This window comes from Winogradskyella sp. 4-2091 (assembly GCF_045765065.1).
Taxonomy (GTDB): Bacteria; Bacteroidota; Bacteroidia; order Flavobacteriales; family Flavobacteriaceae; genus Winogradskyella.
The window spans coordinates 277,291-302,823 of sequence record NZ_JBJKOD010000005.1 but is presented as its reverse complement, the minus strand read 5'-3'; the positions used below and the strand labels follow the sequence as shown (position 1 = coordinate 302,823).

Sequence of the window (25,533 nt, the reverse complement as noted above, 5' to 3'; positions counted from 1 at the left end):
AATTAAACTGTTAACAAAATCATTAGTTTATTTTAAGAAGTAAATTAGATTCAAAAAAAGATTATAATTAAACTTTAATGAAAAAAGCTTTAAAAGAAATACTACCAAATCGGTTTGTTGAATTTATTAAATTAAAAAGACAGAAAAATGCCTTTAAGAACAAGCCTATTAAGGAAACGTTTACCATAATTAATGAGAGTAACTATTGGAGAAGTGAAGAAAGTGTTTCTGGAGATGGTTCAGAATTAGCAGTAACCCAACCGTTAATTAGTGAATTACAGCTTTTTTTAGCAAAGCAGAATATTAAATCGATGCTAGATATACCTTGTGGCGATTTTAATTGGATGCAACACACTAATTTGCAAAACATTAAATATATAGGAGGCGATATTGTAGAGAATTTAATTGCTGAGAATAATTTTAATCATGGCAATGCATCAATTAATTTTTCAGTATTAGATTTAACAAAAGATTCTTTACCAAAAGTTGACGTTATTTTTTGTAGAGATTGTCTAGTGCATTTATCTTTTAAAGAAATTTATAAGGCACTGGTTAATATTAAAAAAAGTGAAAGTAAGTATCTGTTAACCACATCATTTTATAATTGCGATAGTAATAGAGATATCATTACAGGGCAATGGCGAAAATTAAACTTTGAATTGTTTCCGTTTTATTTTAAAAAACCAATCTACGTCATTGATGAAAAATATACAATGAAAGGACAGAAATATGCAGATAAAACCATGTGTTTATGGGAAGTAAAAGATATCGTAATCCCATTTAAATTAAAATTATATAACTGGCTTTCATAACTGTAAAATAAAGCATGAAAAAAATTAAAATCATTCAACTTTTTGAAGCGTATGGCGATATATATCAGCCGTACATTCCGCCTGTGATGGAATCTTTAAAAAAGAAAGAAGATTTTGATATGCAGATAGATGTTTTTAAGGAGCATGCAAAGGCAGATGATGTAAATGTTATTCCTGGATATTATAAGAGAAAGATTAAAGAAAAAGCGTTGTCTTTGTCTAATAAAGGAGCGGTTAAACTAAATTATATTGAGAATAAATATCTTAAAAACAAAGTTGATATAGTGCACTTACAGCACTCGTATTTACACAAAAAAGTTAAACGATTACTAGCCATACCAAAAGCTCAAAGACCCAAAATAGTTATTACCCTTAGAGGTGCAGACACCTACATGAAGCCATGGATTGATAAAAACTGGGTAAATTTTTATGAAACATATGGTCAGTATGTAGATGCTTTTATTACCATGTCTAAGCATCAAAAGAACTATATGCAAAAATGGGGAATACCTCTAGATAAGATTCATGTTATTCCTATTTCTTATGGCAATGCTTTTAAGACCTCAGAACGACTACCAAATACAGAAAGCATTCAACTTATTTCAGCGTTTAGAATGTGTTGGGAGAAAAATATAGAAGGTAATTTACGTGTTGTGAAGTTACTAAAAGACAAAGGGCTTAGGGTAAAATACAGTATTTACGGTAATGGTCCAGATGCTTACCAAGTACCTTATTTAATAGATAAATATCAATTATCAGAAGCCGTACAGTATTACGGAAGTATTGAAAATAAAGCTTTAAAACAAAAATTAAATGAGGCAGATTTTTATGTACAGCTCAGCCATTCAGAATCTTTAGGTATGTCAATCATTGAAGCACAGACCTATGGTTTGCCTGCCATAGTTTCAGATAGTGATGGACTTCCAGAAGTTGTTATTCATAATAAAACGGGTTACTGTGTAAAACCCTATGCCATTGAAAAAGCAGCAGATTATATAGAGACTTTATGGAATGATTCAGATCTTTATAGATCGTTTTCTTTTGCTGCGGTAAAACACAGTCAGGTTACGTTCTCCATACAAAATGAGGTCGAAAAATTAAGTCATTTATATCAATCCTTAATGAGCAAATAAAAATGTGTGGATTTATAGGTGAATTTAGTTTTCAAGAAAGTGATTTATTATCAACTTCTGCGTTTTCAGATATTTTAGCTTTATCTAAACATCGTGGACCAGATGCCACTGAGATTAAGCGTGGTCAAAATTTTCAATTAGGGTTTAATCGCTTATCTATTTTAGATCTTTCTCCAAATGGCAATCAACCCAAACAAAGTCCATCTGGCCGTTATCATGTTGTTTTTAATGGAGAAATTTATAATTATAAATCGTTAGCGGAAACGTATCAACTAAAAAATTTACAGTCTTCTTCGGATACAGAAGTGATTATACATTTATTAGATGTAATTGGTATTAAAAAAACCATAACCCTATTAAACGGTATGTTTGCTATTGCCATTGTAGATACTGAAAAAAATACATTTAATCTCACTCGAGATTTTTCAGGAATAAAACCTTTGTTTTATGGTGTAACTGATAAAGGTGTTGCTGTAGCTTCTCAGTTTGATCAAGTTTATAAACACCCTTGGTTAAAGTCTAATTTACAACTAAGGCCTTCTATTATGAAGGAGTATTTTGGGTTTGGTTATATGCAAGCACCAAATACGGTTTATCAATCCATATTTCAGGTAAATCCTGGAGAATGGATTGTAATTAAAAAAGATAAAACCATCAAAAAACAGCAGCTTATAAGTTTTGATAAGGTTGCTGGCAATCAGAAGATTGAAGATAATCAAACTGCAACATCATATAATGAATTATTAGGAAACGTTGTAAAACGTCAATTAATAAGTGATGTGCCAATTGCCACATTTTTAAGTGGAGGTGTAGATAGCCCATTAATTTCAGCGCATGCTAAATCCAATAAAAATGATGTTGAAGCTATAACCTTAAAGGTAGATGATGAAACTTTAAACGAAAGCGAAATAGCGACATCATATGCAGAAGCACTAGGCCTAAAGCAAGATGTTTTTGAGATAAAAGCATCGGAAATATTAGAAAGTATTGATGCCTATTTTGAGAAATGTTCAGAGCCTTTTGGAGATTATTCGTCCTTACCCACTTTTCTCCTCACGCAGCATGCCGCCAAAAATTATAAAGTAATGTTGTCTGGTGATGGAGGAGACGAATTATTTATGGGTTATCCAAGATTTAGACAATTTATGGCCCATTACTATTTGTATAAACTACCATTTGGACTTAGGAAACCATTGGTACGTTTATTAAATAAAACCAAAATTAGTAAAGTGTCTGCACCTTTTTATTACAAAACTATAGGTGATTGGCAAATGGCAAAGCATTTACATATTTTTCCTAATATTTTAGATGATATGTTTCCTGGTGTTGATTATTCTACAGAAATTAAGGCGTTGTACAATTTTAAAGAGGTTACGAATAAACAAACGTTGCTTCATAGTTTAAAGCACAACGAGTTTTATGCGCATTTACAACGTGTACTCATAAAAGTGGATCGCTCTAGTATGGCAAATAGCTTAGAAGTGCGTGTTCCTTTTTTAGACAAAGAGAGTATTGACTTTTCGTGGAAAACAGCATCAAGTTTACCAAAACATAAAATTCTTAAAAAAACACTCAAAGATTGTTTAGGTCAGTATGTGCCAAAAACATTGATAAATAAAACCAAAATGGGTTTTATGGTACCTTTAGATGATTGGTTAAAAAACCAATTAAAGGAAGATGTCCTGTATCATGTGTTTGAGATACCTTTTTATGGCGCAGAATTTTTAGATGAAAATCGAATCAAAGGAGCTGTTAAAGATTATTATGAAAAGGGATTGTTTTCGGCTTGGGGAATTTGGCATATTTATGCTTGGCAAAAATGGGCTGTTAAACACGTGTATAAGTAATGGTCATGGAAAAAAAATCGTTAGCAATAGTAATTTCATTAGCAAAAAGTCATATTCATTATTGTAAGGCTTTAATTGCTAGTATAGAGCATTACGGCATTGAAAATGATGTCATAGTCATAAAAGATGGCGATTTTCATATAACATCTATTCAAAATAAAAAGCAAGTAACCGTTATCTCTACCAAAGAAATAAATCAGTTCCATGATTTTAATTTAACAGGTTTACTCACTAAAATAAACATATGCTTTTTGTCTAAAATGGGTCATAAGTATGATTATTATTTGCACATGGATGCCGATTCTATTATTACGAGTAATGACTTTAAATTAAAACTAAATGACTTAACAGGAGATTTTTATATTCTACAAGGCAAAGCAATCAACTATAAAGATGAAAAGCTAGCAAAGCTATTTAACAACTTCGCCTATAATCCAAGTACTTTTGAAAACTTAAAGTTTCATTTGAACCATATGTGGTACTTTTCTTCAGGACATTTTATTATGAATTCCTATTTTATAGAACAGTTAAAACACTATTTAAAAGTGTATAGGTCTGAGCTAAATACAGGGTTTTCTAAGCAAACACGCTTTAAATTTGGAGACCAAGGTTTTTTTAATTTTGTTGTAAATCTGTTGTGTTTTGAAAATAAGTTAAATGTAGTAGGTGTAAATAGTGGAATTTATGGCAAGGCAAAGGAAGCACAACACCAAATATTAACGCTTAACACAGTAAAGGATAAAATAAACACCAATGTAGATTTTATTCATTTCACTGGTCCGAGTAGAAAGGCAACTTTAAAAGCACATAATTTTGGAGCCATATTGTACTTCTTTAATAAGTTGTTTTATAAAAACGCAATGTTTTTCTATTTTGATAATAGACTAAGGATAATTAAATATTACTTTCAATCTTTAAAGAAGCGAGTTATTTTAAAGTTGAAAACAATTTTTAAATCGAGTAACTAAAATAAGAACCGAAAACATAAGCTTTTAATGATTAACCATGAACATAAGATAATCTATATTCATATTTCTAAATGTGCTGGCACAAGTGTAGAAAATGCATTTGGATTATTAAATCAGCGAGTTAATATAGCGGATTATGAACATCTATATGGTTGGAGTGATAAAGACGAACTCTTTTTGCAGCATGCAACGCCTCAGCAATTATTTGATTTGGGTTATTTAACCAAAGGTGTTTGGGAATCTTATTATAAATTTATAATTATTAGAAATCCATGGGATAGATTGTATTCTGACTACGTATGGATGCTAAAGCAAATTAAAGGTTATGGGAGTTTTTCTCAATTTATAAAACGGGAAGGCGGATTTAAAAAGCGATTGACTCTAAAGGATAGATATTACAGAGGAGATCATCTTAATTCACAAACAGACTATCTAAAATTAAATGGAAAATTGATTGAATATGATAAAATTCTTCATTTTGAAAAATTATCATTTGAATTTAAGGAATTAGAAAGAGATTTAAATTTGGAAGACGGTTTTTTTGAAGCCAAAAAAAAGGTAGCCAAAAAGAAATTTAAGCATTACTCTTTGTTTTATAATAGAAGAAGATTACAACTTATTGAAAAGTATTTTAAGGAAGATATTACAAATTTACCATATAAGTACAAACAAAAATACCGTTATAGTTATAGGAAGAATATGCTCTTTTTATTTTATCATTTCCCATTAAAAACGGCTCTGAAAAAGATAAAACTTAAATTTATAAAATAATTAGCCACAACTAAATATTGTATAGCTATAGAAAACTCTGATAAAGTGAATCCCTTAGTATCAATCATACTTCCCAATTACAATCATGCGTCATTTTTGCAAGAGCGCTTGGATAGTATATTTAATCAAACGTATACTAATATAGAGGTGATTATACTAGATGATTGCTCTACCGATAGCAGTTTAGAGCTTTTAGAAGCTTATAAAAATCATCCCAGAGTATCACATTTTATTGTGAATTCGACTAATACAGGTTCACCTTTTAAACAATGGCAAAAGGGATTTAACTTAGTAAAGGGCGATTTCATTTGGATTGCTGAAAGCGACGATAAAGCAGAGCTAAATTTTATTGAAAAACAACTAGAAGCTATACAATTATATTCAAGCGATGTTGTGGTTGCTAAAACGTTAAACTTTAACGAGAAAGGTGTTTTTGATGAGGTCAACCATCCAACCTTTAAGAATAGCCAAAATGAAATATTGAATCTTCAGGAAGTGCTCTATTGTCCAATATTAAATGTCAGTGCCGTAATTTTTAAATCGCATTTGTGTAAATTTGCAAAAACATTTACAACCTATAATATTATAGGAGACAGAGTGTTTTATCATGAAGCATTTTTAAACTATTCTATAGTTAAAAATGATTCAACAGTTTCGTATTTTAGAAAATCTGGCGATAGTGTTTCAACTTTGAGTAATAGAAGTAAAACGTATTATAAAAATTATTTTTTGGAGCATTTAAAGTTCATAAAACACGTTAAGAAAACGAGCAATCTTAGCACTGGATTATTTAACACATATGTGACACGCTTCTTTAATAGAGCTCGATATAGAATGTCTAGAAAGGAAAAATTAAATGCCAATTATTTAAAAATGTATATAACCTATAAGTTAAACTTAAAACGCAGTTAATGAGAGTTTCTTTGGTTATTACTGTAAAGAATGAAGCACGTTTGTTACGACAAAACTTGCTTTACCACTTGGGCATTGGAATAGAAAAAGTATTCGTCTATTTTGATGGCACAACAGATAATGGTCAACAACTAATTAAAGACATCGAAGGCGTAGAGACGAATGCGTCTATTTCTGCGGAGAAATATAGTCATTTAGGTTACTTAAAGCATCTTTGTGATAATAGAGATGTTATTCACACCGCAAGGCAATGTTTAAATACATATGATGCTCAAATGAAGTGCAAAGCTCTAGGTGTCGATTGGCTAATTTCCTTAGATGCTGATGAATTGTTTTTAACGGATTATATAAAACCCATTAACTTATCTCATTTTTTTGAAGCTTATAAGGCTTATGATGTTATTCAGTTTAAGACATTAGAAGTGTTAGCCAGAAAAATGGCTTATGATAAGGTGATGTTAGAAGAAGTAAAGTTCAAAATTCAAAAGAATTTTAAAAGTCATTTTAATCGTATTTATTTTAAGTTTTTTAACCCTTATAATAAGCAGTTCCTTTCTCATCCACATTGGTTAGGTCATGATATGGGAAAATTGGCGATTAGAGTTGACTCTAATACAATACCGAAAAATGTGCATCGCTACCAAACGATAGATAAAACAGCTTTAAAAAGCGAAAAAGGCGGTTATTTGCTTCATTATCATTTGTATGATTATCAAGATTTTATAAAGAAATATCAGAATTTTAAAGCACATCCAAATACATTTTTGAGTGGGAATAAAATAGGATCATTAAAGACACTATGGCGTGATATGGTTAACGATCCTCAATTTGATGATTTATTTTTACAAAGGTATTTTGAGGATAATATTTTAATTACAGAAGCCAAGTTTAAGACATTACAACATTTACGTTATTTTCCTTTTATTAAAAGGAAAGCAAAAGCGATTGCAGATGTTACGTATCCGCAAACAATTCTTAAATCTGTAAAACAGTCCTTGTAAATTATGCCAGAAATTAATACATCTATTATTCCTGTAAAGCAAAAGTTTGCGACGTTAAAAAATGAACCTAAGGTCATAGATTTAGAGGCTATTTGTGTGTACGTGGCTACAGGTTTTTTTTTAGATGATGATACCTTTTGGAAGCATAAAAAAGTACTTAGGCCAGGAACAAAAAATATATTAGATAACGAAGGTAATTTAGTGTCTAGTAGCCAACATTTTAAATGGCACTACAAGCTTGATGACGCGTTATCTTTTTCTGACGCTGTAGAAAATTTCGGAGCATTATTTGAGAAAATTATAGATAGACAAGTAGGCGATAAGCAAGTGATTTTACCTTTGTCTGGTGGTTTAGATAGCAGAACACAAGCCGTCGCACTTCATAAGCTAAATAAAAATGTAGCGTCTTATTGTTATGCATTTAAAGGCGGCTATCCTGAAGCGAAAATAGGAAAATCTATAGCCAATACTTGTAATTTCGACTTTAAAGCATTTACCATTCAACCCAATTATCTTTGGTCTAAGATTGATGATTTAGCGAAAATAAGTGAATGTTATTCTGAGTTTTCGCACCCAAGGCAAATGGCTATTATTGATGACTATAAAACTATGGGGGACGTTTTTAGTTTAGGGCATTGGGGCGACGTATTGTTTGATGATATGGGAGTTTCTGATGATTTAGGTCTTAATGACCAAGTAGACATACTTCTGAAAAAAATAGTAAAACCTTCAGGTATAGCGCTTGCTGAAAAATTATGGAAGCATTTCAACTTAGATGGTAAATTTAAAGATTACTTTACAGCAAGAATTCATAAGCTGTATAAAAATATTCATATTGAAAGCAGTGCTAACGCTAGTATTAGAGCTTTTAAAAGTACTTATTGGGCACCACGATGGACAAGTATCAATTTAAACATATTTAGCGAAGTAAAACCAATAACTTTGCCGTATTATGATGACGAAATGTGTAAGTTTATTTGCCAAATTCCGGAATCTTATTTGGCTCAAAGAGCGATTCAAATTGCGTATATAAAAAGAAGAGCTCCAGAGATGGCTAAAATCGTATGGCATCAACAAAAACCGTTTAATTTAAATACGTATCAGTATAACAAAACACCATTTAATTTGCCTTATAGAGTATATTCTAAACTTAATAGAATGTCTAAGGATTTCATAGGTAAACCATTGGTACAACGTAATTGGGAATTACAGTTTATAGGCGAATCTAATGAGGCGATGCTAAAAGATTATCTTTTTAAAAATAGTTTTATTCCAAAAGATATAATTTCTGAAGTTTTTAATGATTTCAAGACGAAAGATAAGGTTTACCATGCACATGCAGTGAGTATGTTATTAACCTTGAGCTTATGGGACAAGCATTTCAATAATGAATAGTTTTAAAATGTGTGGCGCGCACAAAATGATATGAGTACGACATCAAAAATAAAAATATTATATACCATTCCTAACTTTGATACAGCTGGTAGTGGAAAGGTGGTGTATGATTTAGTTAAAGGCTTAGATACGTCAAAGTTTGATGTTGCTATTGCATGCACACATAATAGAGGAGGTTTTTTTAAAACAGTAGAAGCTCTAGGACATCCTATTTATATTTTCGATACTAAAACAAATTACAGACCGTATTTTTCACTTTTAAAAAGGTTAAGACCTATTTCAAAATTTTACAAAGCGCATCATTTTGATATTGTTCACTCATGGCAATGGAGTAATGATTGGACGGAAGCCCTTGCAGCACGCTTAGTCGGTAAAAAATGGATTTACACTAAAAAGGCAATGGGTTTTAATAAACATTGGAAAATAAAAAGCTATTTAGCCAATTTTATTGTCACCATCAACGATGAAATGACACAGTATTTTCCCAATAAAAAATCACAGAAATTAATTCCATTAGGTATTGATACGGATTATTATAATGCGGCAAATTTTGAAAAAAAAGAATCGCGTTTTTTTGAAATCATAACGGTCGCTAACCTTGTGCCTGTAAAAGGAATTGAAGTTTTAATTAGAGCGATAGCGCACTTAAAAGATAAGAGCATTCGATTGAGCGTTTTAGGTGATAATGCTAATGACTATGGAGCTTCAATTAAAGCACTTTGTGAAGAATTACAGGTTGAAGATCAAGTGATTTTTCTAGGAAAACAATTAGATGTACGTCCATATATAGCAAATTCAGACTTATATGTTATTCCAACTTTAGATCAAGGGAGAAAAGAAGGTATGCCAATGGCCTTGGTGGAAGCTATGAGTATGGGAATACCAATTTTAGGATCTAATATTACAGGCATCAATTTTGTTTTAAAGGCTTTTGAGGGTTTATTGTTTACGGCAGGAGATTTTAAGGTTTTAGCAGAAAAAATAAGTCATAATCAGAAGTTAAGTGCTTCCGAACGACATAAGTTAGGTAAACACCTAAGAGCGTATTGTGTTAAGGAATTTGCGATGCATAAATTTATTGAAGCACATCAAGAATTGTACACAAAACTAGTAACAAAGTCCTAATGCCAAAATTCAATAAACATATCATTGTAGTGGGTACGGCCAGGAGTGGGACAAGTTGGTTGAGTGAAACCATGGCGCAACAGCATAGATACCGTATGCTTTTTGAACCAGAGCATGAAACCCGAACAAAGAAAGGTTATTTATTATGTGATCAATGGTTAACGTCAGACACTAATACTAGTGAAACTCATCGCTATATAAGTCAAGTTTTAAAAAACCGTGTCGATTGTGATTGGATTGCGCAAAATAGCAATCGTAAATACAAATTACATCTATGGCCTTTTATTCCTAAAAAGTATGTCATCAAATTTGTACGTGCTAATCTTGCCGCACAATACATAAATAGTGCTTTCAATGTACCTGTAATTCATATTATCAGAAATCCTTATGATGTGATTTTATCGCAAAAGCGTTCTAATTTTCCATGGTTATATGATTTGTCCATCTTTACAGCACAAGAAAAATTAGTGCAATTAATTAAAGAGAAATTTAATTACGATATAAGCACATATACTAAACTTACCAATATAGAAAAACTCTGTTTGCGTTGGTGTATAGAAAATGTGGTGCCTTTAGAAGTGTTCAACGGTTATAAAAACAAAGCAGCAGTTGTAAAATATGAAGATTTAGTTTCTAATATAGATGTGTATTATAACCTTTGTAAATCTTTTGAAATTGAACCTATTAGTAATTTAGAATCCCATTATAGAAAACCTTCAAGTAAAACACATCCTAAAAGTGAATTAATCTCAGCGCAAAATCAAACGAAAGCTAAAATCACTGAGGCAGATAAGGCAAGGGTTAATGAATTATTAGATATATTTGAAACGCAGTTATACAAAATAGAATAATTTACTGCTAGGTATCAAATGAAACTGTACTACCCAACGACACTTTACGATTCAAAATCTAGTAATCGGTATGCTGTTTTCCCACTTTTAAAAGTTTTTTTAAAGTCGGATAAGATTTTAGAAAATCCTGCTGTAGAAGTATTTGGTTTTACCAATCAATTGATGACACTAGTTGATGATATAAACGAAGCAACTGTAACTATTCTACCAATGTCTTGGGACTTTTATGTAAAGGAGAATAAAGAAAAAATAGCAAACGATTTTATTGAAAGTGTCAATAGTCTAAATAAACTTGTATTTATATTTATCTCAGGAGATTTTGGTGTGAAAATTCCAGATTTTCCAAACGTTAGAGTCTATAGATGTAGTGGTTACAAAAGTAAATTGCCAAATACGCATTTAGGATTACCTGTATTTCATAGAGATCCATTAGAACGATACTATAATTCCGAGGTTATTTCATTAAGAGCATATGCAGAGATTCCAACCGTAGGCTTTTGTGGTCAAGCAATAAAATCTATTAGCAACAGAATTAAAGAGCAACTTAGAATTGTCTTTAATAATACGAGATACTATTTAGGATTAGCTGAAAAGAGTCCGCAAAAAATACAATCTACATCCTACAATAGATTTAAAATTTTAGATAATCTCAAGGGTAAATCACTTATTGCAACTAATTTCATTATTAGAGATCAATATGGAGGTGGTGTAAAACGAGGCAGAGGAGCAACGAAAGTAGCGGAAGAGTATTTTGAAAACATGGAAAATTCAGATTACATCATCTGTTACAGAGGCGCAGGGAATTTTTCGGTTCGTTTTTATGAAACCTTAGCCATGGGAAGAATACCTGTTTATATAAATACCGATGGATTTTTACCGTTGCGCGAGAGTGTTAATTGGAAATCGCATTTAGTTTGGGTAGAACCCTCAGAAATTCATAAAATTGAAGAAAAAATAGTTACTTTTCATAACGCTCTCAATCAAAGTGAATTTGAAGCGTTACAAAAAAGTAATCGTAACTTATGGAAGGATCAATTAAACCTTTGGAGTTTCTTTTATCATCAAATACAACAGGCTAAAGGCGATAATTAAATTTTTCCGCAGCAAAAATGAGTCACAAATTAAAGATAGCAATATACTCTGGTGTTATTCCGTCGTCTACTTTTATAGAACGGTTAATAACAGGATTGTCTATTTCTAATCAATGTGAAATTTATCTTTTTGGAGCAGAAAAGCAAATGTTACGTTATGATAAAAATGTAAAGGTTGTAGGTTATAGAAATTCAAAGTTTTCAAAATTTATTCAATTAATAAAGTATAGTTTCTTGATGTTTTTTTTTAATCGTAAGGATAAAAAGAAATTAGATGTGATTCTTAAATCCAAGGGTCGAAACACACGCTTAGATAAAGTTAAATTTTATCCTGTACTTTGGCATAAGCCAGATATTTTTCATCTACAATGGGCAAAAGGAATTGAAGATTGGATATGGCTAAAGGAATTTGGTGTTAAAGTCGTTTTGAGTTTAAGAGGAACACAAATTAATCATTCGCCTATTGCAGATGCTGAGCTTGCAGCAATGTATAGACGTGAGTTCCCAAAAGTAGATGGTTTTCATGCAGTATCTAAGGCTATAGCTAATGAAGCTGCAAAATATGGTGTAACTCCCGCAAAAACGAAAGTTGTTTACAGCGGATTGCAATTAGAGCCGTCATTAGAAATGGAGAAAAATAAAAATGGTGTTTTTCAAATTATATCTATTGGAAGACCACATTGGATTAAAGGTTATACCTATGCTTTAGATGGGTGTAAACAATTAAAAGATAATGGTTTTAAATTTCAATACACTATAATTGGTGCCGCAGGAAATATAGAATTGGCTTACCAAATTGAAGATTTAGGTTTACAAAATGAAGTAATTTTAATGGAAAAACAACCTTTTAATACTGTAAAAGAGAATATACAATCTTCAGATTTATTAGTATTGCCAAGTTTAAAAGAAGGAATTGCAAACGTAGTCTTAGAAGCAATGTTGTTAAAAACGTTTGTACTAACAACCGATTGTGGAGGGATGACAGAAGTGATAAATGATAATGTTAACGGGTTTGTGGTTCCTATTCGAAATTCCGAAGCAATTGCGCAAAAGATATTAGAGATTAGTACGTTGTCTATAGAGCAAAAGGATGAATTGGTTAATAACGCAATTCAAACTGTAAGAAACCAGCACAATGAAAAGCAATTAATTACAGGAATGCTTAATTTTTATAAAGACCTATAAGATGAAACAAAAAGGGCAGAAATCACAAACTATCGGTCTTGTACTATCTACAGTACCAAGATATTCTGAAACCTTTTTTAGAAATAAAATTAAAGGTTTGCAAAACCATGGATTTAAGGTAATTTTATTTGTTGATTATTATAAGAAGGAAGACTCTAATTTTTCTTGTAAAATTGTTTCTGCTAGTAATTATAACAATAGTAGGTTTATAAATTTTTGGAATAGTTTCGTTGCGCTTTCAAAATCAGTTTTTGTTCATCCTAAACGGAGTTTAAAATTATTTCAATTAAACAAAAAAGATCATATTTCATTTAAGGATAATCTGAAGCAAATCATTATCAATGAGTTTTTTCTATCAGAACAAGTAGATTGGCTGCACTTTGGTTTTGGAATGCTTGCTGTAAATAGAGAAAATGTCGCAGCTGCTATAAAAGCTAAAATGGCTGTTAGTTTTAGGGGTTTTGATTTGTATCTATCGCCTTTGAAGCATAAAAACTGTTATAATATATTATTTAAAAAAGATATTAGGTATCATGTTTTATCACAAGAAATGAAACATGATTTAATGAAATATAAAGTTCAGGAGAATCAAATAAAAGTAATAACTCCAGCAATTAACACTGAGTTTTTTCAAACAGAAAAATCGCCTCATAAATCTAAGCATCTACAATTAGTAACTGTGGCTAGACAACATTGGAAAAAAGGATTTATATACACATTAGAAGCCTTAGCATGTCTAAAACAAAATGATATTGATTTTCATTACACCATTATTGGAGGAGGTATTGAGCAAGAACGAATCACTTTTGCGGCATATCAGTTAGGTATATTGGAAAACATAACATTTACAGGTAAATTACCACAGGAGGAAGTGAAAGCGACTCTATTACAATCTTCAATTTTTGTTCAATATAGTATTCAAGAAGGTTTTTGTAATGCCGTTTTAGAAGCACAGGCTTTAGGCTTATTATGTGTGGTTTCTAACGCAGAAGGATTAGCAGAGAATGTATTGAATGGCATAACTGGTTGGGTCGTTCCTAAAAGAGAACCAATCCAATTAGCTCAAAAAATAATGGAAATCTTAAACTTACCAGAAGAACAAAAGCAAGAGATAAGAAATGTAGCGATTGAGAGAGTTAAAAAGGAGTTTAATTTAGAGAAACAGCAGGAAAAATTTGTTCGTTTTTACCAAAATTAGTAGACCATTTAGTACTTGTTTAAATCTTAGTTGATAGCTTTTAGTATAACTACATGAATATTTAATACATAATATCTATTATTGTATAATAATTTGAAAAACAGAAAAACCCTCAAACATAATAATGACAAATTATGAATTAATGCGTTGGTTAACATTTCCTATAATGACAACTCATTTAGTAACTGTTCGCAACGATATAAAGAGATTGTTAAAATCTAATACGCAAAGGTCTAAAAAAATTTCTGTTTTAGATGTTGGTGGTCGTAAATCGCCATATACTATTAATTTACCTGCAGAAATAACTTTATTAGATGTGCCTCAAGAAGAAGGCACACGTGAGGAATTAAATTTAGGGTTTACGTCAGAAATACTTACTAATATTCAGAAAAAACGTAGCAATATTAAAGATGTAATTATAGAAGACATGACTAAATCTACCTTGGCAGATGGTTCATACGATGCGGTTGTTTGTATTGAAGTTATAGAACATGTAGAAGCAGATGACGTTTTTGTTAAAAATATAGCGAATGTTATAGAAGAAGGTGGTTGGGCTTATTTTACAACGCCAAATGGTGATTATATTAAAAACGAAGGTCCAAATAAAAATCCTGATCACGTTAGGCATTATACAAGATTAGAGTTGCAAACCTTATTAGAGAAGTATTTTGATAATGTAGATGTACATTACGCCGTGAAAACAGGAAAATACAGAGTTATGGGATTAAAAAGTTTTAAACTGAGCAATCCTTTTGGTATTTTAAAAACCATATTTGCTAATATAGTTAATAGGTTTCAGTCTAAAGGTGTAGAAAATACGTCTCAAGAAACAGCACATTTAGTTGCAATAGGTTATAAATAAATTGATTAAATAAGTCATTAAAATGCAAATAAAAAAAGCACTGAAAAGATTGTATTATTCAATCAATCCGCCAAAAACTAAGTTTTTAAGTGCAAAAATATGTGATGTTTCACTGAATGTCCTTCCAGGTACATTAAGAAAACATGTCGATCAAGATGATGCCTGGTGGTTTTATTTAACTAAACATCATTCTAATATTTTTGATATTGGTTGTAATATAGGTTATACAGCATTATTAGGTCTAATTCAGAATCCTAATAAGCAATTTCTTTTGGTAGATCCAAACCCTGAAGCATTACAGCAAGCTGCGACAAATTTAATTCAGAATGGTATGGCTAATAAAGCAAACTTTATGTCTGCTTTTGTAAGTGATTCTGTGGATGAAACCATACAATTTTATACTATTGGTTCTGGTGCAGCTGGCAGTATGTATGCTTCACATGCAGAAACGGCCGCGTCTATGGATTCATTTATGGATGTAAAAACTGTGACCTTAGATTATTTATCTGAGTATTATAATTCGCAACCAGATCTAGTAAAGATTGATGTAGAAGGTGCAGAAACTTTAGTAATGCGAGGTGCTAAGAAAATGACTAATGCATCTAAGTGTACTTTCTTTATTGAAATGCATAATGTGGAAAACCTAGGAATGGAAGCCGCTGGTCAAAAAATGATTGATTGGTGTAATGAAATGGATTATAGAGCTTGGTATTTAAAAACAGGCGAATTATTACAAAATGCCGAAGAAATTAAAAACAGAGGAAAATGCCATTTGTTATTATTACCAAAGGAAAAAGATTATCCAGATTATCTAAAAGGAGTTGAGCAAAAGGCTGAACTTCCAAAATCAATTTAATGTTATTTAGATTTTTAACATATTTACAACCCACTCATTATTTTCAGAAGTTTTCAAATAAAAAAACTTCGGTATTTCCTAAAGTTGAAAATTTATCAGAAACTATTTTACAACAATTAACTTTAGATAAAAACTATCAATCAAAAACCGCTCAAAACTACGATTTATCATGGCAGGCTGTGCAAAAAGGGTACATTGGTAATGTAGAAACATATTCAAGTTTTGATGATGTTTCAATACAAGATAACTATCATTTTATCCGAAAATACTTCAATAGAGCATGGGTTTTATATATACTGATTTTTCGTCTTTTCTCATTACATAATCCATTTAAGGAAATCAATGCTTGGTTTAAAACCAAAGGAACAAAACGAGAATTGGTTGGCAAAAATCCAATAATTCATAATGATTGGGAAATCTTTAAATCTGAATTAATTCAAAAAAATGATAAGGTAAGTGTTGTAATACCAACGCTTAATAGATATAAGTATTTAAAAGATGTTTTAAAGGATTTAGAACAACAAGATTATTCTAATTTTGAAGTTATTGTCGTGGACCAGTCAGAACCTTTTGATGCATCGTTTTATGATGGTTTTAATTTAGACATCAACCTTATACGTCATGAAGAAAAGGCATTGTGGTTGGCTAGAAATACAGCAATTAAAAATGCAAAAGGGAATTTTATAGCCTTATCAGAAGATGATGTGCGTATAGAACCTAATTGGATTAGCTTACATTTAAAATGTTTAGATTTTTTTAACGCCAAAGTATCTGCTGGCGTCTTTTATCCTGAAGGAAAAGACATACCAAAAGAACGCTCTTTTTTTGCAATAGCTTCTCAGTTTGCCACTGGTAATGCCATGTTATATAAAACGGTATTTAAAACAGTAGGTTTGTTTGATAGGCAGTTTGAAAAACAGAGAATGGGTGATGGCGAATTTGGTATGAGAGTTTATCTTGATGGTATAAAAAGTGTTTCTAATCCTTTTGCTTCTTGCATAGATATAAAAGCGGGAACTGGTGGTTTGCGCGAGATGGGAAGTTGGGATGCATTTAGACCTTCAAATTTTTTCGCACCAAGACCTATACCAAGTGTTCTATATTACTTTAGACGATATTTTGGTAAAAAAGCATCGCGTTTGGCGATGTTAAGAATGGTACCATTATCGATCTTTCCATATCAATTCAAAAAAAATAAGCCATTATTAATTTTGGGTGCGTTTCTCACTATTTTAATATTACCAATTGTTTTTTATCAGGTATTTAAATCTTGGGGTTTAGCAAGTAAAAAAATAAAAGAAGGCCCTTTAATAGATACGATATAATGCCTTCAGAAAAACAACACATTTTAATTGTAACATCAGAATTTCCACCGCAACCAGGAGGTATAGGTAATCACGCCTATCAGTTAGCATTAGAGTTGTCTAATCATGGTTATTTGGTAAAAGTTATTGCAGATCAACGTTCTTTATATGGTAATGAGGAAAGAGAGTTCGATGCTGAATTACCATTCTCTGTGATTAGAATAAAGCGAGAAGGTTTTAGATTAAAAATGTATCTTAATAGAATTATTAAAACGAATAAACATTTTTCAAATTCTAGCCATGTCATTGCTACAGGTAAATTTTCACTTTGGAATATTGCTTTTATTAGTTTATTTAAGAAAGTAAAAACTATAGCAGTGATACATGGCACTGAAGTTAACTTTAAACCATTTCTTTTAAAGAAATCAATTGCCATAGCTTTAAAGAAAATGGATACCATCGTAGCTGTTTCTAATTACACTAAGGATTTAGTAAATCATTTAAAGAAAAAAGTAGTTGTGATTCCTAATGGTATTAGAACCTCAGATTGGAAGTTGAATACCTTAACTGGTTTTGAATTGGAAGGAAATCCTACGTTAACAACGGTAGGTAGAGTTAGTGCAAGAAAAGGACAGTTAAATGTCATAAAACTGCTACCAGAATTAGTTAAACACTATCCTGAATTACATTATCATTGTGTTGGTATACCTTCAGAGGCAGATCATTTTACTTCTATTGCAGCCAACTTGCAAGTGGAATCTCATATTACATTTCATGGTGCCTTAGATGATAATCAATTGAAACAAACCCTGAGTGAAACAGACTTGTTTGTAATGCTAAGTAGCGAGAGTGCAACAGGTGATGTAGAAGGTTTTGGTATAGCAATATTAGAAGCAAATGCAATGGGTATTCCTGCAATTGGTTCTTTAAATTGTGGTATTGAGGATGCTGTTCAAAATGGAATATCAGGAGTTTTAATAAATTCTAATAATGCTATGGAGTTTAAAGAGGCTGTTGATACAATCATGAATAAAAAAGAAAGCTTTTCTGAAGGAGCTAAAGAATGGGCAAACCATCACAATTGGTCTATAGTTATAAAACGATATATTAAGTTGTTATCATGAGTATATTAACTATAATATCGCATACGGAGCATTACAAGACACCAGATGGAACAATTGTTGGGCTTGGATCAACGGTTACAGAAATTAACAATTTGGTAGACGTTTTTGATTCTATTGTTCATGTGGCAATGCTTCATGATGTTTCTGCGCCCTCTAGTGCGTTGCCTTACACCTCTAATAAAATTACGTTTGTCCCTTTGCCAGCAGTTGGTGGTACTAATGTAATATCTAAACTAGATATTATTTGGAAGGCACCTAAAATGATCGGCATTATAAAGAAGGCATTAGATGCATCAGATTACTTTCAATTTAGAGCACCTACAGGAATTGGTGTTTTTGTTATTCCGTATTTAGTGCTTTTTAATAAAAATAAAGGTTGGTTTAAATACGCAGGAAACTGGAAACAAGAAAATGCGCCTTTAGCTTACAGCTTTCAACGTTGGTTATTAAAAAAACAGAAACGACGTGTGACTATAAATGGGAAATGGCAAGATCAGCAAAATCATTGTCTAACATTTGAAAACCCTTGCCTTACAGAAGCAGAAGTAAAAGCAGGACGAGGTGTTGTAAGTAATAAAAAGTTTGATAATAATTCTGTAGATTTTTGCTTTGTAGGACGATTAGAAGAGGAAAAGGGAATAGGTTTATTGGTAAATGCATTTAAAAACCTGAGTGTAGATTTTCAAAAACAAGTAGGTACAATACATATTGTAGGAGATGGAAAATTACGTGAGTATTTCCAAAATCAGACTAAAGATATTGGTTTGAATTTTGAGTTTTATGGTTATTTATCAAGAAAGGATGTGCATCATATTTATAAAATATCACATGCTATTATTTTACCATCAGCATCAGAAGGATTTCCTAAGGTAATTTCAGAGGCTATGAATTATGGTTGTCTACCAATAGTTTCAAATGTATCTTCTATTTCTAATTATGTTATTGACTCTAAAAATGGATTTTTACTGTCTGAAATAACAGAAGAAGGATTGAAAGATAAAATTCAAAAAATGTTAAATCTATCTGAGGTAATTTATTTGCGTATGATTGCTTCAAACGATTCAAATATTTATAAGTTTACCTACTCATATTATAATGATAGAATAAAAACAGAATTATTATCAATTTAGAATTATAATTAACAATATGTAAGTGGTTGATAATAGTTTGGTTAAATCTATTTTTTTTATGACAAGTACACAAAAAATAATTACATTTATCGAGAGTTTAAAAATGAGCAATTCTAAATGATTTTAAAGAAAATGTTTTGGGTGCTAAAGCGTCATCCATTTTTATATACTACGCGTTTTAAATTGCTGTCAAAGAATGTAAGTGTTGATGATATAGGTAGTTGTACTTATAATGACACTAATAAAAAGGAAGATATTTCTAATTATTATTCTGAGATTAATAACACCATTTTTAAAGACTTTACACCACAGACTGATGTTTTACGTGTTCAAAATTTAAGTGTATGGTTACAAAATAACATAAAAGGTGGACCAGGTTTAAGTGAACCATCTGATAAAGCTCTAAAGATTATGCTCGCGGGTAAAGGCGGTGTTTGTAGTGATATGGCTCAAGTTTTTAATAACTTTTGTGTTATAAACGAAATAAGGGTAAGAGAATGGGGAACTACAAGAGCACCTTTTAATACAGCTTTTGGAGGTCACTCATTTAATGAGTTTTTTAGTAAAGAATTAAACAAGTGGATACTTATAGATCCTTCTAATAGTTTGTTCTTTTATAATAGTGGAGAAGAAACGCCTTTGTCAGTTGTTGAATTATTTCAATTGATCAGAAAGGAGAAGGATATTAGTTATAAATCTTTTAACGATAAGAAAAAGTTAGAAGTTAAAAGTATTCAAAGGAATTATTTAAATCCTAATACAATTCCGTTTTTGATTTGTAATTATTCCAATAAAACGTATGATAAATTCCTAAGGCATACTAGGCCTTATATACCAGTATTTGTAACCCATTTTGCATTATATCTACTAAGGAAAAGCTACCATTATCGTTTCCCATTAGACGATTATAAGATTATTTTTAGTGAAGATTAAAGATTAATCTCGGAAATGTAAGTTGCCTTTTTATGGTATCTTGCGTTAAAATTGAATCAATAATATAGATACTTCCATTTGAAAACTAATATTACTTATATAAGTGCCATTGCTTTTCATTCCGTATTGGGTTTGTTACTTTATTTAAACGAAAGTCTTGGGAAACCTTACTTTTTTATTGCCTTATTTTATTTTTTATACAGAATTATAACTGCTTCAGATAAAAGTAGAACTCTTGAAGTATTAAAGGCATGTGCTTATTTTGTTGGTGCTGAGGTTTTGCTGAGAACTACTAAAGGTTCTATATCATACGAAGCAGGTAAATATTTAGTTATACTATTTGTATTAATGGGTATGTTTTATAAAGGAATCTCTGGTAAAGGTTATCCCTATTTTATTTATCTCTTGTTTTTAATTCCGTCCATTTTTGTGGCTTCAACAACATTGAGCTTCGATGCTAATTTTAGAACTAATATTGCATTTGTTTTAAGTGGACCAGTGTGTTTGGGTTTGTCGGCTTTATTTTGCTATGATAAGCGTATAAGTTACAATCAAATTTCTCAGATAATGCTTTTTATGGTATTACCAATCATTGCACATACAGCATATATTTATTTTTACACACCAAACCTGAAAGATGTTATATCTAGTACAGCATCCAATAGAGCAGCAGCAGGAGGTTGGGGAGCTAACCAGGTATCTGCAATTTTAGGACTTGGTATGTTTTTAATGGCCATACGATTATTTACTAAATCGGCTACATTACCTCTTAAAATTTTAAATGCCTCAATACTTGGTTTAATTACGCTAAGAGCAATTACTACAATGAGTCGTGGAGGTGTAATTACTGCAATTGCAGCTATTGTGATTTACCTCTTTTACTATTATCGTCATTCTAAGGTTAGAAAACGTAATGAAATAATATCTATTTTCGGTTTATTGTGCGTTAGTTTAATGTTAACCTGGTTTGTTAGTGTATCTCAAACAGGAGGTTTAGTAGGGCTGCGTTATGCAAATAAAGACCATTTAGGTAGGGAAAAAGAAAGTTTAACGACTGGTAGAAGTGAGTTATTTGAAGGTGAACTCGAAGGATTTATTTCTAGCCCATTTTTTGGCATTGGATCTAGTAGAGCTAAAGACGAAAGAATTGAGCAAGAGGGACAAGGCGTGACTTCACACAGTGAGTTTAGCAGAACTTTGGCTGAACACGGAATTTTTGGCGTCATAATTTTATTAATACTTATTTTTAAACCACTTGAAATACGCGGTAGAAATAGAGGTAATTATTATTTTTATCCGTTGATGGCTTTCTGGTTTTTAACCATAAACCATATGTCCATGAGACTTGCTATGCCAGCTTTTATATATGCATTAGCCTTATTAAATGTAAAAAATGAAAAACGTCCTTTATATAGGAAACAACTTAAAGAACAAAAAGTCTAATACTTCAAGTATTCAAACATTGGGTGCTTTACTAGAAGGTGAAGGTTATTCATTATACTACGCATCTTCTAAAAGTAATAAAGTTTTTAGGCTGTTAGATATGTTAAAGAGCGTAGTGAAGTTAAGAAACACTGCAGATGTTGTCCTTATTGACACCTATAGTACTCTGAATTTTTATTTTGCTTTAATTGTGAGCCAATTATGTCGATTTTTAGATTTAGAATATATTCCAATTTTACATGGTGGAAATCTACCATCTCGTTTAAAATCTAACCCTAAGTTAAGTGCGCTTATCTTTGAAAATGCTAAACATAATATTGCGCCATCTTTATATTTAAAGAGTGAATTTGAATTGTTCGGTTTTCATAATATTACATATTTGCCTAATGCTATTAAAATTGAAGAATATCCTTTTAAAAACTATAGGTTTGATAACCCAAGATTATTATGGGTGCGTTCATTTTCAGAGATTTATAATCCTAAATTAGCAGTTAAGATTTTGTCTGAATTAAAAAAAATAGAACCAAATGCTACTTTGTGTATGGTTGGTCCTGATACTGACGGCTCATTAAAAACAGTGAAGCAATTGGCTGGAGATCTCAATTTAGATGTAGAATTTACAGGGAAGTTAACGAAACAAGATTGGATTTCCCTTTCTAAGAAATACAATATATTTATTAATACAACCAATGTAGACAATACACCTATCAGTGTTATAGAGGCTATGGCATTAGGCTTGCCAGTGGTTTCTACTAATGTTGGCGGATTACCGTTTTTAATTTCTGAGAATAAAGATGGGTTATTAGTTGCGCCTAATAATGTTGAAGCATTTGTAGAGGCTATTATTAAGATAAAATTTGATAATCAACTTAGAGATCAACTAACAAAAAATGCGAGACAAAAGGTTGAATTTTTTTCATGGCAAACGGTAAAAGTACAATGGGATGCTGTTTTGTTGTAAATAAATGTTAGAAATCAGATCATCTTATTATCTTTATCGCTTATTTATCCCTCAGAATGTCTAAAAAAAAAGGTATCCATTTCGAAGTATCCGAACGTAAAGTTCTTCTCAGAATTTTAGATTTGGTAATGGTTTATTTAGGTGTTTATTGTCTAAGTTTAAATTTCGATTTTGTTTACATTGAAGTAAGTAAGGACAACAGTGTAGCCTTGATTTTATTAGGTGTATACGTTTCAATATTTGCTACCATATTTGAGCTCTATGATTTGCAAAAAGCAAGTAGGCTTGATACGACCTTTCAGAATGTAGTGATTACTGCTTCAATTGTGGTTTTATTTTATCTTTTAACACCTGTGCTCTCTCCTTTTCTACCTTTAGAGAGGATGCAAATTGTTTACCTCTATTTAACCATAATTGTTTCCATACTTTTATGGCGATTTTTATACATTAACTTAATTGAGACTCCGCGCTTTTACAAGCGTGTTCTATTAGTAGGAGAGATTTCTAATATAGATGGATTGATAAATGCTTTAGATACAAAAGATCCAAATTATAAAATAATAGGGTTTATAAATAGTGAGGTATCATCAGATGAATCTGTGAAATTTAAAGGAAGAAGAGAGTTTGACTCAAAAGACTTTCTTAATGTGATTGAAAAGGAAAAAATTTCAGAGATTTTAGTAGCTAGTTTTAATACGGAAGCTATAATTTCAGAAGTTTACCATGACTTGATGCTACTTTTAGAGAGAGGATTTAAGATTAGAGATTATACTCAGGTCTACGAAGAATTACTTCAAAAAGTTCCTGTACAGTTCGTAGGTAAGGATTTTTATAAACATTTTCCTTTTAGTAGAAGTAATGAAAATAAACTGTACATCTTTTTTCAGCGTGCTTTTGATGTTGTTTTTTCGTCTATAGGTTTATTAATTGGGTTACTTATTTCGCCAATCATTTTAATTGGAAATTTATTAGGAAATAAAGGTCCATTGTTTTACACTCAAGAAAGAGTAGGTCGCAATGGAAAACCATTTGAAATCATTAAGCTTAGAACTATGATTGTTAATGCTGAAAAGGATGGCATGAAATGGGCTATAAAAAACGATGCTAGAATTACTGCGTTCGGAATGTTTTTACGCCGTTCTCGATTAGATGAAATCCCTCAATTTTATAATGTTCTAAAAGGCGATATGAGTATTATTGGCCCTAGACCAGAACGTCCATTTTTTGTAAATGAACTAGCCAGAATTATTCCTTTTTACGAAACAAGACATATTATAAAACCAGGACTTACAGGTTGGGCACAAGTGAGTACAAGATACGGTTCTACTGTAGATGACAGCTTAACTAAGTTACAATATGATTTATATTATATAAAGCACAGAAGTATCTTCTTAGACTTGAGTATAGCAATTAAAACCTTAAGTACAATTCTGTACTATAGAGGTCAGTAATTATTTTAGTGAATTGAATTTAATCAGGTAGATGTATCTTATTAATAGCACAGCTAGCAACGGAATTAATCCAATTGCAAACACTTGGATACCACTAATCCAATGAAAAGTCATTAATACTAACATTATAACTAAGAATTTTATATAACGTTGAAACCAACTAGTTAGTTTTGGTTTTAAAACTTGACCTATAACTAATAAATTAAGTGGCATAGCCCATAGTAAGTTATAATTGTATGCCGTAGCAGTATGATCTGTAGCAAACCAAAGTAATAAAATTACAATACCAACGATTCCGGTAATTAAAAATAAAACAACATCTAACCATTTAGTTCTGGTCTTATTTCTGTAATCTTTATATGTAATAAACAAAATCCCTAGCCCAATAAGTCCCATAATTAATAGTGGGCTAAAAATTAAACCCAGCACAAAATTATTGGTCTTATTTCTTTCATTTAGAGTTTTAGAACTTTTAACCAATTTTTCAGAGCCATTTAATGTTGCACTATCAAAAAAGTGCTGAATATAATATGGTAAAAACATATGTTCTGAAACAGAAGCAGTGTTATCAATCACAGAGCCTAAGGCAATATCAATTCCAAAACTTCCCCAAGTATTTAATCCAACGTGGTCATGTATTAATGATCTAAAAGTTTTTGGTTTAAAATCTGGAGGTGTATTAAATTCTAGTTTTCTATTTGTTGCTTTAAGTGTAACATCTCTTATTTTTGTCGCACAATTATCAAAAAAGAAATCATATAAATAACCTCTGTTTTCTGGTTTGTAATTGTTTTCTAAATAATTAAAAAGTCTTTGTTCTTCACTTGCAGAGAGATTTAATACTTGCTCTTCAATTGAGCGATTATATCTTGAATAATGAAGATAAACATCGGCAAAATTGTGTTTGCTAATGAGATAGTTTAATTTCCCTTGAGCGAATTTTAAATAGAAATTTGGTGCACCAAAGTCGTATTCACCATAGCCAAAAACAGCATCAATACCTAAATTTCTATCTTTAATTCTAAACGCGTTATGTCCAAAAGCATCATTTAGAGATTCTCCTGGACCAAAAGTTAATACTGATATTTCTGCATTCTGAGAGAGCTGTAACTGTTGGGAGAAACCTACAGTAAGTAAAAAGAGATTAAATAAAATGGATAGTTTTAATTTCATATAGTAA

At 31.1% G+C, this 25,533-nt stretch carries 23 protein-coding genes; 22 read left to right on the top strand and 1 reads right to left on the bottom strand.

Annotation, left to right across the window (positions count from 1 at the left end; all coding sequences use genetic code 11):
* Positions 1-77 precede the first annotated feature (77 nt).
* From ACJBCC_RS09275 to ACJBCC_RS09170, 22 genes are all read left to right on the top strand, one after another.
* Positions 78-812, top strand: a complete 735-nt coding sequence (locus ACJBCC_RS09275; RefSeq protein ID WP_299101266.1) for a class I SAM-dependent methyltransferase — start codon at positions 78-80, stop codon at positions 810-812.
* A gap of 14 nt (positions 813-826) precedes the next feature.
* Positions 827-1,945, top strand: coding sequence for a glycosyltransferase family 4 protein (locus tag ACJBCC_RS09270; protein ID WP_299101268.1), 1,119 nt, complete (start codon positions 827-829; stop codon positions 1,943-1,945).
* Positions 1,946-1,947: 2 nt separating this feature from the next.
* On the top strand, positions 1,948-3,792 hold the full coding sequence (gene asnB / locus ACJBCC_RS09265) for an asparagine synthase (glutamine-hydrolyzing) (protein ID WP_299101270.1): 1,845 nt from the start codon (positions 1,948-1,950) through the stop codon (positions 3,790-3,792).
* A gap of 5 nt (positions 3,793-3,797) precedes the next feature.
* Positions 3,798-4,760, top strand: a complete 963-nt coding sequence (locus ACJBCC_RS09260) for a hypothetical protein (RefSeq protein ID WP_299101272.1) — start codon at positions 3,798-3,800, stop codon at positions 4,758-4,760.
* A gap of 27 nt (positions 4,761-4,787) precedes the next feature.
* Positions 4,788-5,531 carry a sulfotransferase family 2 domain-containing protein gene (locus tag ACJBCC_RS09255; protein WP_407557018.1) on the top strand — a complete coding sequence of 248 codons (744 nt, stop codon included), beginning with the start codon at positions 4,788-4,790 and terminating at the stop codon, positions 5,529-5,531.
* A gap of 45 nt (positions 5,532-5,576) precedes the next feature.
* Positions 5,577-6,443 (top strand): glycosyltransferase family 2 protein, encoded by an 867-nt coding sequence (locus tag ACJBCC_RS09250; protein ID WP_299101276.1) that lies wholly within the window; start codon positions 5,577-5,579, stop codon positions 6,441-6,443.
* Positions 6,443-7,444, top strand: a complete 1,002-nt coding sequence (locus ACJBCC_RS09245) for a glycosyltransferase family 2 protein (RefSeq protein ID WP_299101278.1) — start codon at positions 6,443-6,445, stop codon at positions 7,442-7,444. Before ACJBCC_RS09250 ends, ACJBCC_RS09245 begins: the two co-directional genes overlap by 1 nt.
* Before the next feature lie 3 nt (positions 7,445-7,447).
* Positions 7,448-8,839 (top strand): asparagine synthase-related protein, encoded by a 1,392-nt coding sequence (locus ACJBCC_RS09240; RefSeq protein ID WP_299101280.1) that lies wholly within the window; start codon positions 7,448-7,450, stop codon positions 8,837-8,839.
* 30 nt (positions 8,840-8,869) lie between these two features.
* Positions 8,870-9,964 (top strand): glycosyltransferase, encoded by a 1,095-nt coding sequence (locus ACJBCC_RS09235; protein WP_299101282.1) that lies wholly within the window; start codon positions 8,870-8,872, stop codon positions 9,962-9,964.
* Entirely contained in the window at positions 9,964-10,815 is an 852-nt protein-coding gene (locus tag ACJBCC_RS09230; RefSeq protein WP_299101284.1) for a sulfotransferase domain-containing protein, read from the top strand. The genes ACJBCC_RS09235 and ACJBCC_RS09230 overlap by 1 nt, the downstream gene beginning before the upstream one ends.
* A gap of 18 nt (positions 10,816-10,833) precedes the next feature.
* Positions 10,834-11,907 carry an exostosin family protein gene (locus tag ACJBCC_RS09225; protein ID WP_407557017.1) on the top strand — a complete coding sequence of 358 codons (1,074 nt, stop codon included), beginning with the start codon at positions 10,834-10,836 and terminating at the stop codon, positions 11,905-11,907.
* A gap of 17 nt (positions 11,908-11,924) precedes the next feature.
* Positions 11,925-13,091 carry a glycosyltransferase family 4 protein gene (locus tag ACJBCC_RS09220; RefSeq protein ID WP_299101288.1) on the top strand — a complete coding sequence of 389 codons (1,167 nt, stop codon included), beginning with the start codon at positions 11,925-11,927 and terminating at the stop codon, positions 13,089-13,091.
* 1 nt (position 13,092) lies between these two features.
* Positions 13,093-14,289: a glycosyltransferase family 4 protein gene (locus tag ACJBCC_RS09215; protein WP_407557016.1), complete on the top strand. Its 1,197-nt coding sequence runs from the start codon at positions 13,093-13,095 to the stop codon at positions 14,287-14,289.
* Positions 14,290-14,413: 124 nt separating this feature from the next.
* A complete protein-coding gene (locus ACJBCC_RS09210) occupies positions 14,414-15,151 on the top strand; it encodes a bifunctional 2-polyprenyl-6-hydroxyphenol methylase/3-demethylubiquinol 3-O-methyltransferase UbiG (protein ID WP_299101292.1) in 738 nt (245 codons plus the stop codon).
* A gap of 22 nt (positions 15,152-15,173) precedes the next feature.
* Positions 15,174-16,007, top strand: a complete 834-nt coding sequence (locus ACJBCC_RS09205) for an FkbM family methyltransferase (protein WP_407557015.1) — start codon at positions 15,174-15,176, stop codon at positions 16,005-16,007.
* Positions 16,007-17,332, top strand: coding sequence for a glycosyltransferase family 2 protein (locus ACJBCC_RS09200; RefSeq protein ID WP_299101296.1), 1,326 nt, complete (start codon positions 16,007-16,009; stop codon positions 17,330-17,332). Before ACJBCC_RS09205 ends, ACJBCC_RS09200 begins: the two co-directional genes overlap by 1 nt.
* A complete protein-coding gene (locus tag ACJBCC_RS09195) occupies positions 17,332-18,435 on the top strand; it encodes a glycosyltransferase family 4 protein (protein WP_299101298.1) in 1,104 nt (367 codons plus the stop codon). The genes ACJBCC_RS09200 and ACJBCC_RS09195 overlap by 1 nt, the downstream gene beginning before the upstream one ends.
* Complete coding sequence (locus tag ACJBCC_RS09190) at positions 18,432-19,565, top strand: glycosyltransferase (protein ID WP_299101300.1); 1,134 nt, start codon at positions 18,432-18,434, stop codon at positions 19,563-19,565. Before ACJBCC_RS09195 ends, ACJBCC_RS09190 begins: the two co-directional genes overlap by 4 nt.
* Positions 19,566-19,682: 117 nt before the next feature.
* Positions 19,683-20,498, top strand: coding sequence for a transglutaminase-like domain-containing protein (locus ACJBCC_RS09185; RefSeq protein WP_299101302.1), 816 nt, complete (start codon positions 19,683-19,685; stop codon positions 20,496-20,498).
* 78 nt (positions 20,499-20,576) lie between these two features.
* Positions 20,577-21,941 carry an O-antigen ligase gene (locus ACJBCC_RS09180; RefSeq protein WP_299101304.1) on the top strand — a complete coding sequence of 455 codons (1,365 nt, stop codon included), beginning with the start codon at positions 20,577-20,579 and terminating at the stop codon, positions 21,939-21,941.
* Positions 21,892-22,902, top strand: a complete 1,011-nt coding sequence (locus tag ACJBCC_RS09175; RefSeq protein ID WP_299101306.1) for a glycosyltransferase family 4 protein — start codon at positions 21,892-21,894, stop codon at positions 22,900-22,902. Before ACJBCC_RS09180 ends, ACJBCC_RS09175 begins: the two co-directional genes overlap by 50 nt.
* Before the next feature lie 56 nt (positions 22,903-22,958).
* Positions 22,959-24,353, top strand: a complete 1,395-nt coding sequence (locus ACJBCC_RS09170; protein WP_299101308.1) for a sugar transferase — start codon at positions 22,959-22,961, stop codon at positions 24,351-24,353.
* Here the strand turns inward: ACJBCC_RS09170 and ACJBCC_RS09165 are convergent, their stop codons facing one another.
* Positions 24,354-25,526, bottom strand: coding sequence for a DUF4105 domain-containing protein (locus ACJBCC_RS09165; protein WP_299101310.1), 1,173 nt, complete (start codon positions 25,524-25,526; stop codon positions 24,354-24,356). It abuts the gene before it with no gap.
* Positions 25,527-25,533 lie beyond the last annotated feature (7 nt).